Below are 12,213 nucleotides of genomic sequence, written 5' to 3' on the forward strand. Positions count from 1 at the left end.
GCTTTATGAAAAGTTATTGCACTGTAATAAAACATACCTATGATAACATTAGGCTAAGGTTAAATATACACCTCTTCTGACTTATACAATGCTCAATTTATCAACTGCTTTTTTTTCATTTGACAAGAAAAATATATGATTCCCGTTGTTACTTTCATAGATGAAATCCTTCAAACTCTTACTTGTATACACAGAAAAATCACCAACTATAGCAATTTTTACTTGATAATTAGTAAATTTTTGTAATATTTCTCCTGCAAGCCCTGTTCTTAAGTTGAAAAAATCCTCACATATTGCTGATTTGTTTAAAATTATACGACCACAACCTACTTCATAATTTACCGTTGCCATAAAATCTAATGATGACTGAACATCAGTTATTATTATCTCACTACTGCTTACAACCGCAATTTCTACGTCATTCTCTTTAATTATAGTTATTTTCATAATTATCCTCCAATAATAGACTTACTTTTACAGGTGAATTGAATTTGTTAATATCCATAGTTTCAGACACAAAACTTGGTTTATTAAATGCTATTTCTATTATTTCATTAGTTAGAAGTCCTGTTTCAGAATTTATTTTACTCAAAATCACCTGATTACTACCTTGATTGGCTATAGCTAAAAAACCGTCATTATTTACTAATGATATATGTCTAGGCCAATCCCCAAAACATGAACAATCTCCAATCTTTTTAAGCTTTCCATCTTTAAATACATTAAAAACTGCAATTGTGTTAGCACCACGATTTGCTGCATAAATATATTTACCGTCGGCTGTCATACAAAGCGTTGAACAGTAGCTCTTTTCACAAAAAAGTTCTGGAAGCGTGCATGCAGTATCGATCAATGTCATTTTACCATTATCATTATTAATAATAAACATTTTATTTGAATACTCTGAAATAACATATATGGTTTCTTCATTATGACTTATAATAATATGCCTTGGCCCTGCTCCCTTAGGAAGTAGCAAACAATCATGCTCAAATAATTTACCTTCTTTTATTTTATAGCTAAAAATCATATCAAGAGCAATATTAGCACTATAAAGTATAGTTTCTGATTTATTAGATACAACACAATGAGCGCGACTTACTTTAGCCTCATTACCACCTTGCTTTATAAAACTCACCATCTCTCTAAAACCACTTTCACCTATTCTTATAGAAAAAATCTCACCACTTTCATAGCAAGCTCCTACCAATACTCTATTCTTAGGTAAATATGTTATGTAACATAATAACCCACCCTTTATCAGCTTTGTATCAATAAGAGAATATTCCTCCAAGTTTTTTTTAAACATATGAATATAACTATTCCCTTCGAGCTCACTTATACCAAAAATATATTCTCCAAACACACTTAAATATGATGAATTTTCTACATCCCTTATCCAACTATTCTCTAAGATATGCCCATTCTCTATTTTAAAAATACCTATAGATGGTATATCCCCTGACCCATACCCTGAAACATATAATTTCAAATAAAATACCTTCCTCTCTATATTGACAGCTTTGCTTAATACTATTATACCAAATTAAAGAAAATAATACATTCCATATAGAAGAGTTTACCATCCCATAACAATTTATTTCAAATTATTACTCCATCTTGTAATTCACACAAACCCTTAAGATACCTACATTAGATCATATATATACATATATATTACAAAAAAACAAAAACACCTTATTAATATAAGTATAAAAATTCTACGGCTCTCATTGAAATTGCAAATGAATTTTACTTACCATTACATTTATTTCATCATTCATAACAATGAACCGATATCATACTAACCCATATCAGATTGATATGGGTTTGTTGTGAGGATATAAAATAAAATTACGTACTATTAATTAAGTAATAAGTATGATCATAACCTACACTAATAATATCAATTATGCATATGTCTTTTTTTCAACAGGAATCCATATTTCACAAAAGCAATCTGCCTTAATGTCTTCTGAATACAATTCAAAATCAGTATCATCAATCATGCTATAATCTGAACCGGGAAGAAATTCTGAAAAGATTTTCCCCCATGTTTCGCCTATACAATCTCCAGTTTCACCAATACATTTAAATACGGCCCATAATGTAGGTTTTACCTCCCATATGGTATACCCCTCCGGTACATTACCACCACTAAATTCCATACCAATGCCATAATCAAAATGTGTACTTTCTTTAGAAATTGGTGCACAAGCTCCATAAATATCATGCTTGCTAGTGTTTTGTTTCAGACCATTAAATGTGCCATTGTCACCACATTCTTTCCAAAAGTCCGGAATTTCAGTATTTCCCTGTTCTGAAATTGTTTCATTTCTAAACTTTGCAACCTTAGCCAATAATCTAAATACTTCTCGTTTTTCGATTCTGTAGTCCATAACAGTACCACCTTCCAATTTTATTTTAATGAGAAGGCGATTAAAAGATTTTAATTTTATACCTGCACGCCTTGCCACATTCGGCGTAATACCATGGAATCTGGTAAATGCCTTTGTAAAACTTTCGGGCGAGTCATAACCATATTTTAAAACAATATCAATTACCTTTGTATCAGATATAGAGAGTTCCTGCCCCGCCATGGACAATCTTCTATTCCTAATGTACTCATTTGCTGTAATACCAGTAACTAAACTAAATGTCCTATGAAAATGATAGCTTGACATGTAGACATGCCTTGCAACATCTTCATAGGTAATCGGCTCTAATATATGTTCTTACATATAGTCGATTGCCCTCTGCAAGTTTTGAATAAAATTCATTTTTCTCACCTCCATGTACAAATTGTACTAAAATATAACTGTTATTTCCTATCCTATCTTGCTTTCATTTGTCCAAATAAAATATAAATTATCCTTACTTCCTTACTTCCAATAATAATAATAATAATAATAATAATAATAATACAATTATGACGCAGTTTAAGAATATTATGAATTAACATTTAAATATTTGGCTATGTTTAATAGTGTTGATTTTATGCATAAATATAGGATGGCTTTATAATACCACCTTTAGCGGTCTGTTGGTAAAATGAACTTGGAGGATTTAATACTTATGATACATTCTTTTTTAATGATTGGACAGTCCAATATAGCCGGGCGCGGATTTCTGAAAGATGTCCCACCGATTTGCAATGAACGTATAAAGATGCTGCGAAACGGACGCTGGCAAATTATGACGGAACCTATAAACTATGATCGTCCTTCTTCTGGCGTTGGCCTTACAGCCTCCTTTGCGGCATCATGGTGTAAAAAAAATAAAAACGAAGAAATAGGCTTGATTCCTTGCGCTGATGTTGGCACCAGCCTTGATGATTGGGCTGTGGGGGGAGTACTGTTTGAACATGCGGTGTTCCAGGCAAAGCTTGCCAAGCGGACCAGTATACTTGATGGAATACTTTGGCATCAAGGCGAAAGTGATTGCTCCTTGGAAGGTTCTAGCCGTTACTATGAAAAGTTTTTAACCATTGTGGAGGCATTTCGCCGTGAACTCGGTGTGCCAGAAATACCTCTTATTATAGGAGGGCTTGGGGACTATTTGGTTACTGGCATGTTTGGTGAATATTTTGCAGCATACACATTGGTTAATAAAGAGCTTGAAAAGTTTTCCAATACGCAGAAGAATTGCTATTTTGTTACAGCCTTAGGTCTTAAGTGTAATCCAGATGGTGTTCATATAAATGCAGTTTCACAAAGAATATTTGGTCTACGATATTTTGAAGCCTTTGACAAGCTTCATCATATATTGGAGCCGCTTGAAGGTGAACATAATGCGGTTAACATTGATAGTGGAAGACCCTTATCCAAATTAGAAAGGATCACTCCCATAGAAAATAAGTTTGTTAAAGGCGATTTATCATTAGAAGATTACCAATCACAACTAGCAATCATAAATAGCCAGACATAAATAATGAATTGTAACAAACATGCATCAAGACGAGTATTGAAAAATACTCGTCTTTTTTCTCTTACTACAGGAGATAAAAATATTTATATGACCTCATTATCTAAATTTGCTCCACTAAACTGACTATTATAGAGATCCGCATAAAAACCATTTTGAGCAAGAAGCTCATTATGACTCCCCACCTCAATAATACTTCCTTTATTCATAACTAATATTAATTCCGCATCTCTAATTGTAGAAAGTCTATGTGCAATTACAAAACTTGTTTTATTTTGCATTAGCGCAGTCATAGCCCTTTGTATATAAACTTCTGTTCTTGAGTCAACACTACTTGTAGCTTCATCTAGTATCATAATAGTTGGATTTGCAAGTATTGCGCGAGCTATAGTAAGCAGCTGTTTTTGACCTTGGGATATATTTGAAGCTTCTTCATTTAATATTGTATTATATCCATCAGGAAGTGTCTTAATAAAGTGGTGTGCATGAGCTGCATTTGCTGCCTCTATAACTTCTTTTTCTGTTGCTCCCTCTTTGCCATAAGCGATATTTTCCATTATAGTACCATTGAAAAGCCAAGTATCCTGAAGTACCATACCAAACATATTACGTAGTTCACCACGTTTTATGTCTCTTATATCCACTCCGTCAATTGTGATTTTACCACCATCTATTTCATAGAACCGCATTAATAAATTAACTATTGTAGTCTTACCCGCACCAGTAGGACCAACGATAGCGATTGTCTGTCCTTGTTTGACTTCAATATTCATATTCTTTATAAGTGACTCATCTTTTTTATAGCTGAAATCTACATTTTCAAATTTTACCTCTCCCTTAGGAAAAGCTATTATTTTTGCATCAGAAGCGTCCGGCAATTCTTCGTCCTCATCTAAAAGTTCGAAGACACGTTCAGCAGATGCCACAGTTGATTGAATAATATTAGCTATATTGGAAGCCTGAGCTATCGGCCCAGTGAATTGTCCTGAATATTCAATAAATGCTAAAATATCACCTATTGTAATTGCACCCCTAGTTGCTAGAATTCCGCCGATAACACAGATAATAACATATCCTATATTTCCAACAAATTTTATTAAAGGCATTATTGTACCTGAGATAAACTGTGCGTTATAGCCAGCAGTATAGAGTTTATCATTAATAGAATTAAATGTCTCAACGGATTCATCCTCACGCCCAAAAGCCTTAACGATCTTGTGTCCAGTGTACATTTCTTCAACATGACCATTAAGTTCCCCCAGGGATTTTTGCTGAGACGCAAAGTGTTTCTGAGAGTGTTTTGCAACATTCATTGTTACTACAAGATAAAGTGGTAGAGTTAAAATAACAATAACTGTTAATAAGGGGCTTATTGAAAGCATCATTACAACAACAAAAATAATCGTTACAATAGAAGTAATCAGTTGAGTTAGACTTTGCTGCAAGGAAGTTGATATATTATCGATGTCATTGGTAACACGGCTCAATATTTCCCCATGTGTTCTTGCATCAAAGAACTTAAGAGGCAAGAGGGAAAGCTTCTCATCAACTTCCCTGCGCATATTATAAACTGTTTTCTGAGCAACTCCAGCCATAATATATTGTTGCAGATAACTAAATGCCGCACTAATAAGATATAACCCTAAAAGGATTAACAAAATTTGGCCGATATAAGTGAAGTCCATTGCCGGAATAGGCTTATGCATCTTCATAGCCATCATTTTAGCTCCAGAGCCTTCTGCTATTTTTGTTATAGCCTTACCCATAATTTTCGGACCAATAACACTAAAAATTGTGCTTAGAATTGTACATATAAACACAGTAATAAATTTGATTCTTTGAGGCTTTAAATATCTAAACAGTCTGAAAAGTGTCACCTTGAATTTTTTTGACTTAACTACCGGTTTTCCAAGTGATCCCATGGGACCCCCTCCGCCAAAACCTTTCTGAGGTTTATCATCCTTACGTTTTTCACTCATTATAATTCCTCCTTTGAAAGCTGTGAAGCTACAATCTCACAATATACCTTACAGGTTTTAAGCAGTTCTTCATGGGTTCCAATGCCTGATATTTTGCCATCATCTAAGACTATAATCCTATCAGCATTTCTAACAGTTGAAACACTTTGAGCAATAATAAAAACTGTAGCATCCGAGATTTCAGGTTTAAGAGCTTCACGTAGCTTGGCATCTGTTTTAAAATCTAGTGCGGAGAAACTATCGTCAAAAATATATATCTCAGCTTTTCTAATTAAGGCACGGGCAATTGAAAGACGTTGCTTCTGTCCCCCAGAAACATTAGTTCCGCCTTGGGCAATATGGTGATCAAAACCTGCTTCTATCTCTGTGACAAATTCTGTAGCCTGAGCAACAGAAACAACATGCTCAATTTCTTCCATGGTAGCATCTTCTTTTCCGTATCTTATATTTTCAGCAATAGTACCAGAAAAAAGTATTGTGTTTTGAGGTACAAGACCGATTTTTAAGCGAAGTGATTTTTGACTCATTTCTCGAACATCCACTCCATCAACCAAAACAATACCGCTTTCAACATCATAGAAACGTGCAATTAAATTGATCAATGTTGATTTACCTGAGCCAGTACCTCCAATAATTGCTGTTGTTTCACCTGGTTTAGCGCTAAAGGTTATATTACTAAGAGCGGGCTGATCTGCGCCAGGATATCTAAAGGAAACATCTTTAAATTCAACAAAACCTCTTTTACTACTTGCTATTTTTGATTTTTCGGGATCAATTATGTCTTGGCCAGTTTCAAGTACTTCATTGATTCTCACTGCCGAAACCTGAGCACGAGGTACCATTATAAATAACATAACCAGCATGAGTACTGAAAATAATATTTGAGTAGCATATTGAATAAATGCTAAAAGTGATCCAATCTGCATTGCTCCGGATTCTATTCTAATAGCGCCAAACCAAACAAGTGCCACTGTTGTTAAGCTCATAATAAGCGTCATTACAGGCATTAACGTAGCCATGATTAAATTGGTCTTAATTGCGTTGTCCATAAGGTCTACACTAGCATTATCAAATCGTGCTTTTTCTTTATCAATACGATTAAAAGCACGTACGACTCTGATACCCGTAAGATTTTCCCGTAAAACAAGATTTAATTTATCTATTTTTTTCTGCATTACCTTAAATAGTGGCATACCTTTTATAAATGTAATACCAATAATACAAAACAGTATTGGTACTGCAACCACAAGTACCCAGGCTAAAGATGTATCTTGTTTTAAGACCATAATGATTCCACCAACACAAGTCATAGGAGCTGTAACCATCATACTAAGAATCATAATTGATGCTTGTTGAACTTGAGTTACATCATTAGTCGTTCTTGTAATCAGTGTGGCCGTTCCTAATTTGTCAAACTCATGCAATGAAAAACTTTCAACTTTAGCAAAAATATTTTTACGTAATATCTTTCCAAAACCTACAGCTGTTCTTGATGAGAGGTTAGCAGCTATAATTGAGCATAAAGTTCCTCCTGCTGCAATGAGTAACATAAAACCACCAATTTTAATAATGTAGTTAATATTTTTATTAACTAAGCCTTTGTCAACAATATCTGCCATTAAGGTGGGTAAATAGAGATTTGAAAGTACTTGTGCAAAAAGAAGTACGATAATAACAACTATATATGCTGTATATTGTTTTAGAAATCTGAACAATTTAATCATTTAACAATTCCTCTCCAATCCTCAGTGATAACACTGAACTCAAATTATTCTTTATTACTTCTTATGTAAAGCATTTTTGTAAATGTCCCAAAATAAGTGAAGCATTTTCTCAACCTAATTGTTGGTGCTTTGCTTTTCTATAGTCATGATTTTGGGTAAATTTAATAGACCTAGTGCATGCTATACTTTTTTTGAAAGAAACATACGTTAGATTTTTTCAATATATTTAAATTGATTTAATATTTTTTCTGGATTATCTTTTGGAAAATCAAAGTTCTTTGAGATAACTTTATGATTTGGTAGTTACGCCTGCTATTCTAAGTTCTAGAGGCAGGCGTGATTGTAATGACCCTTTTGGATGAATATCTTCAATTGCTATAATACTTTTTTCAAGATATTCTTTTTATGATTTGATATTTTAAAATTACTTAAACGGAAGTTAACTGCTATAGGTTACTTATTCATCTGCTGGCTCGTGCGGGCCTTTATGCGGCGAGGTCGGCACTCCTGGTTTGCCTATATTCTCATCCTGCGAGAAACCGCCGAATCCATGATGGCCAGAAGTTTGATGAGGGTTAAAACCACTGCGTCGCATATGAGCAAGGTGCTCAAACATTTCGTCACCCATTCGTTCACGTCCGCCGCGCGTCCACCAGTCGCGTTCATCCCCATCTACTTCCACGCCAATCTCGGTTTCAATAACCACCATTATACGGTCGAGATAATCTGCAAATGCCTTTTGTTCCTCCTCTGATAGACAAGTGAAAATGTCGCCGGGATTTAATTCCTGCTGTTGTTCATTTTTACCTTTTGGGGTTAGTTTCACAAGCATCACGCGCTTGTCGGCTTCTGAGGGTTCACGGGCGATATAGCCGCTCTTTTCCATCTTTAAAAGAAGCTCGTTCAGCGAGGAAATGCGGATGCCCAGCATGTAAGACAAATCTTTTGTGGAAATGCCATCCTGCATTTTGAGCATAGCGAGGATTCGCCCCTGTCCGCGTGTTGGGTCGGCCATCAGGCTGCCTTCGACGTGGGCGCGCAAATGCTGTTTGTGCCGCAGCCACTGGAGACGTGAAAGTTTTTCATAAAGTTCGTTATTCATTTCGTTCATATAGAAAACCCCTTTCATATTAAACCGGTACCGTTTGTACAGGTACCATCTGAATATATTGTAACGGTACCTGTTTAATTTGTCAAGGGGTTTTCTACAGGTACCGTAAAAGAATTTATAACTTTTCAGTATACCTTATAAAAAAAATTTCTTTAGAGATTATTTCAATAGTGTAAAAGTTAAGAAATCAATGATAAACTTTCCACCTTCATATGTTTTGAAATGCAGAGTAAAAGAGAAGAAATCGATAAAATACAGGGTTTAACTGTTGGTGCTGATGACTATATTACAAAGCCTTTCGGTTCTATACCCTACTTATGAATAAAAGCATAAACGTTCATTTATTGTAAAAACCATACATTACGATAAACCTTAAATTACTTATTAGTGAGCATATCACCAGGCTTCCAGTTCAATTTATTTGCATAATCAGAAAAACTATCCGCCAAATTTATCCATCTATTATCTTTTACAAGGACGATAGTACTTGAACTCGGATTGTAGATTTTTAATATTTTCAACCAATTACTAGTTATTTCTTTCATTTTTTCAAATTTTATAATTTCATCATCTGTCAATCTTATTAAAATTGAAGCATCATTTTTTGAATAACCAAGAGAATCTTGTCTTTGTATTATCCTTCTTACATATTCAGAAAAATCTCTTGAAATAACCGAAGTTTGATTGTTAAAACTTTTATTATAGCCAGAAACCGGCATCGCCATACCAAATAATTGTTGGGATGAAATACTTGTCTGATAAAATGCATCACCTATAAAATACGCATCCCCTTTATTAATATATTTATTATTTATAGCATTAGTTATAATTTTATATATATCCTGGTTTATTCCTATACTTAGATTTGATAAGGCACTAGATAGTGGATTTTGCAAAGCATCTTCATAACTCTTTATTTTTTTATATTGATCATATGATACTACTGAAATACAGCTTATAATGACAATTAATATTATTACTATTGCATATAATTTTCTATTATTTAATTTCCTCATTTTTTCCTCCATAAATTTAATTCTTGCAAATTAATATTTAGTTTTTATGTTAATATATATAATTTTTTAATTTACAAACTAGTCATCAAGGGGTCTGTCCAACATTTCTTTTAATCACATCAACAGGAATTAAAAAACAACGTAAAACTAACTAATAAGGGTAATTTCAACATACTATCACCAGGGGAAAAGTAAAAAAAGCGTATCACATTTTGTACGCTATTTTTTTATCTCATAAAAACCTTTATTAGGGCTAATAGTTAGTTTTGTACTTGCTAATATTTTTTTACTCGCACTATCCATGACTTCTAATTGTATATCAAATGAACTTTTTATATCTACAACTTTATCATTTTCAATGGCACTCCATAATACAGTTTCACCTTGATTTTTTACCTCTTTTCCCAAATGTGAAAAATCACTTATGAATTCCCCTTCATTAGTAATCCAATGATACTCTAATTTAGTGTATTCTTTCTTAGAATTAAAAATAGGTGTTATTTTAATCCCCCCACTTCCATAAGACATCATAGGAGTATATGAATTTTTGTCGGTAGTTATAGTAACTGTATCATTAGTTTTTTTATAAACTACAAACAACATTATCATAATCAAAATAAATACTACTATAATAAATATTTTTTTCACATTACCCAGCCCCTTGTATAGAGTTTGCTACATCATTTTATTCGTGTTAAATTACAAGGTTTCAACAACCTCTTTACTTTTCTATTGTGTTCAATTTTCCAACATTAGATTTAATATTCCAACTATAACCTATGAAATAGGTATCAGTTACATTAATTAAGTTATATTCATTTTCAGTACACTTAATTTTTATATTATCCAATATTATATATCTACTACTTCCATCAATAATTTTATTAGTTATAATGTGGCTACCGAATGTACTAACAATATTTGTTTGATTGTACATTAAGCCAATAGCAACAACCATAAAAATTACACATAGGAAAACCTTTATTTTATATCTTAAATCCATTAATACTGTTGATTTCCAAATGTTCTTAAAATACCTTGTTGAATAGTATATAAGAAGAATTAGCTCAATAGGTACAATAAGCAAAGAAAGATTAATTGGCAAATATAACATCTCATGCAAATTATAATTAAAGTCAGTAATATACTGTACCTTCCCTAACCATAAACATATACCATCAATTACTATATTTGTTATTAAAAATGTTTTACAGTTGTGACGCAAAATATGAATATTCTTCATTAAATCATGTCATTAATAATATTAAGTGGTAGAATAGGTTTACTTTTTAAGTCACTAATTATCCTTCTGATTAATGTGTGTGTTCTCAATTTATTATCACTTATTCCAGCAATTTCATCAGGTGATAACCACTTTACATCTATAATCTCATTATTATCATATCTTAAAATTCCATTAGTCACTTGTCCAACGTAGCAAAAAAATATAACATGGACATTATTAATACTTATAAAATTATATATTCCTAATAAGCCAGATATTGATATTTTGTAGCCTGTTTCTTCTTCAACTTCTCTGATTGCGGCATTAAGTATTTTTTCATTATTCTCTAACCTACCTGATGGAAAGTTCCACAATTCTTTTTCTACACCTTGACCTTCTTGTACCATGAGAATCCTATTATTATCTTGAACCACACAACCTGCTACTACAGTCAATTCTATCACTCCATTAAATATATTATTTAAGAGATTATTCAATTATAATATGAGGCGTAATTGCATCATAAACTATTAACTTTAATATAGTCATCTATTATTTTAATATCTCTAAAATCCTTTTCTCTCCCAAGTTGTATCTTTTGTTTTGTTCTACTGAATCGTTCATTGTTAAAGTCCTTAAACCTACTTTCGGGCGAGTCATAACCATATTTTAAAGCAATATCAATTACCTTTGCATCAGATATAGAGAGTTCCTGCCCCGCCATGGACAATCTTCTATTCCTAATGTACTCATTTGCTGTAATACCAGTCACTAAACTAAATGTCCTATGAAAATGATAGCTTGACATGTAGACATGTCTTGCAACATCTTCATAGGTAATCGGCTCTAATATATGTTCTTCCATATAGTCGATTGCCCTCTGCAAGTTTTGAATAAAATTCATTTTTCTCACCTCCATGTACAAATTGTACTAAAATATAACTGTTATTTCCTATCCTATCTTGCTTTCATTTGTCCAAATAAAATATAAATTATCCTTACTTCCAATAATAATAATAATAATAATAATAATAATAATAATAATAATAATAATAATAATAATACAATTATGACGCAGTTTATGAAAGAGACGACATAAATGAATCTAAAATTATGTTACCTCAACTCTACAGTCGAGTAGACTTACACCTCACAATGTAAGCCCCTCACAGAATCCGTACGTGCGGCTTTCCCGCATACGGCTCCTCATAATAACATTCACAGTTAAAACAAC

At 32.8% G+C, this 12,213-nt stretch carries 12 protein-coding genes and 1 pseudogene; 2 read left to right on the top strand and 11 right to left on the bottom strand.

The window, feature by feature from the left end:
• Positions 1-81 precede the first annotated feature (81 nt).
• From KPL50_RS15115 to KPL50_RS15125, 3 genes are all read right to left on the bottom strand, one after another.
• Positions 82-447 (bottom strand): DUF4180 domain-containing protein, encoded by a 366-nt coding sequence (locus KPL50_RS15115; RefSeq protein ID WP_216299368.1) that lies wholly within the window; start codon positions 445-447, stop codon positions 82-84.
• Entirely contained in the window at positions 428-1,492 is a 1,065-nt protein-coding gene (locus KPL50_RS15120; protein ID WP_216299369.1) for a beta-propeller fold lactonase family protein, read from the bottom strand. The genes KPL50_RS15115 and KPL50_RS15120 overlap by 20 nt, the downstream gene beginning before the upstream one ends.
• A gap of 418 nt (positions 1,493-1,910) precedes the next feature.
• Positions 1,911-2,729, bottom strand: a complete 819-nt coding sequence (locus tag KPL50_RS15125) for an effector binding domain-containing protein (protein WP_309245186.1) — start codon at positions 2,727-2,729, stop codon at positions 1,911-1,913.
• 346 nt (positions 2,730-3,075) lie between these two features.
• On the opposite strand from KPL50_RS15125, the gene KPL50_RS15130 reads away from it, so the two are divergent.
• Positions 3,076-3,927 carry a sialate O-acetylesterase gene (locus KPL50_RS15130; RefSeq protein ID WP_216299370.1) on the top strand — a complete coding sequence of 284 codons (852 nt, stop codon included), beginning with the start codon at positions 3,076-3,078 and terminating at the stop codon, positions 3,925-3,927.
• A gap of 83 nt (positions 3,928-4,010) precedes the next feature.
• On the opposite strand, the gene KPL50_RS15135 is transcribed toward KPL50_RS15130, so the two are convergent.
• The 3 genes from KPL50_RS15135 to KPL50_RS15145 all read right to left on the bottom strand — a co-directional run bounded on the left by KPL50_RS15135 (position 4,011) and on the right by KPL50_RS15145 (position 8,738).
• Complete coding sequence (locus KPL50_RS15135; protein WP_216299371.1) at positions 4,011-5,903, bottom strand: ABC transporter ATP-binding protein; 1,893 nt, start codon at positions 5,901-5,903, stop codon at positions 4,011-4,013.
• Positions 5,903-7,627: an ABC transporter ATP-binding protein gene (locus tag KPL50_RS15140; protein WP_216299372.1), complete on the bottom strand. Its 1,725-nt coding sequence runs from the start codon at positions 7,625-7,627 to the stop codon at positions 5,903-5,905. Before KPL50_RS15140 ends, KPL50_RS15135 begins: the two co-directional genes overlap by 1 nt.
• 457 nt (positions 7,628-8,084) lie before the next feature.
• The gene (locus KPL50_RS15145) at positions 8,085-8,738 is read right to left on the bottom strand and encodes a MarR family winged helix-turn-helix transcriptional regulator (RefSeq protein WP_216299373.1); all 654 of its coding nucleotides are present in this window, start codon (positions 8,736-8,738) and stop codon (positions 8,085-8,087) included.
• Between the two features lie 222 nt (positions 8,739-8,960).
• On the opposite strand from KPL50_RS15145, the pseudogene KPL50_RS27930 reads away from it, so the two are divergent.
• A pseudogene (locus tag KPL50_RS27930) lies at positions 8,961-9,038 on the top strand (DNA-binding response regulator); the annotation flags it as partial.
• 77 nt (positions 9,039-9,115) lie between these two features.
• Here KPL50_RS27930 and KPL50_RS15155 read toward each other — a convergent pair.
• From KPL50_RS15155 to KPL50_RS15175, 5 genes are all read right to left on the bottom strand, one after another.
• Positions 9,116-9,754 (bottom strand): hypothetical protein, encoded by a 639-nt coding sequence (locus KPL50_RS15155; RefSeq protein WP_216299374.1) that lies wholly within the window; start codon positions 9,752-9,754, stop codon positions 9,116-9,118.
• A 219-nt stretch (positions 9,755-9,973) separates the two neighbouring features.
• Positions 9,974-10,402 (bottom strand): hypothetical protein, encoded by a 429-nt coding sequence (locus tag KPL50_RS15160; protein WP_216299375.1) that lies wholly within the window; start codon positions 10,400-10,402, stop codon positions 9,974-9,976.
• Positions 10,403-10,475: 73 nt separating this feature from the next.
• Positions 10,476-10,997, bottom strand: coding sequence for a hypothetical protein (locus KPL50_RS15165; RefSeq protein WP_216299376.1), 522 nt, complete (start codon positions 10,995-10,997; stop codon positions 10,476-10,478).
• Positions 10,997-11,434, bottom strand: coding sequence for an NUDIX hydrolase (locus tag KPL50_RS15170; RefSeq protein ID WP_216299377.1), 438 nt, complete (start codon positions 11,432-11,434; stop codon positions 10,997-10,999). Before KPL50_RS15170 ends, KPL50_RS15165 begins: the two co-directional genes overlap by 1 nt.
• Before the next feature lie 65 nt (positions 11,435-11,499).
• Positions 11,500-11,883 (bottom strand): helix-turn-helix transcriptional regulator, encoded by a 384-nt coding sequence (locus tag KPL50_RS15175; RefSeq protein WP_253200644.1) that lies wholly within the window; start codon positions 11,881-11,883, stop codon positions 11,500-11,502.
• Between the last annotated feature and the right edge of the window lie 330 nt (positions 11,884-12,213).

The sequence above is a fragment of the Clostridium sp. CF012 genome (assembly GCF_018861755.1).
Taxonomy (GTDB): domain Bacteria; phylum Bacillota; class Clostridia; order Clostridiales; family Clostridiaceae; genus Clostridium_AD.

Excerpts from the sequence above, each read along its gene's own strand:
- KPL50_RS15145 (WP_216299373.1), bottom strand. The coding sequence starts at position 8,738 with ATGAACGAAATGAATAACGAACTTTATGAAAAACTTTCACGTCTCCAG.
- KPL50_RS15175 (WP_253200644.1), bottom strand. The coding sequence starts at position 11,883 with ATGAATTTTATTCAAAACTTGCAGAGGGCAATCGACTATATGGAAGAA.
- KPL50_RS15140 (WP_216299372.1), bottom strand. The coding sequence starts at position 7,627 with ATGATTAAATTGTTCAGATTTCTAAAACAATATACAGCATATATAGTT.
- KPL50_RS15130 (WP_216299370.1), top strand. The coding sequence starts at position 3,076 with ATGATACATTCTTTTTTAATGATTGGACAGTCCAATATAGCCGGGCGC.
- KPL50_RS15135 (WP_216299371.1), bottom strand. The coding sequence starts at position 5,903 with ATGAGTGAAAAACGTAAGGATGATAAACCTCAGAAAGGTTTTGGCGGA.
- KPL50_RS15115 (WP_216299368.1), bottom strand. The coding sequence starts at position 447 with ATGAAAATAACTATAATTAAAGAGAATGACGTAGAAATTGCGGTTGTA.
- KPL50_RS15155 (WP_216299374.1), bottom strand. The coding sequence starts at position 9,754 with ATGAGGAAATTAAATAATAGAAAATTATATGCAATAGTAATAATATTA.
- KPL50_RS15165 (WP_216299376.1), bottom strand. The coding sequence starts at position 10,997 with ATGAAGAATATTCATATTTTGCGTCACAACTGTAAAACATTTTTAATA.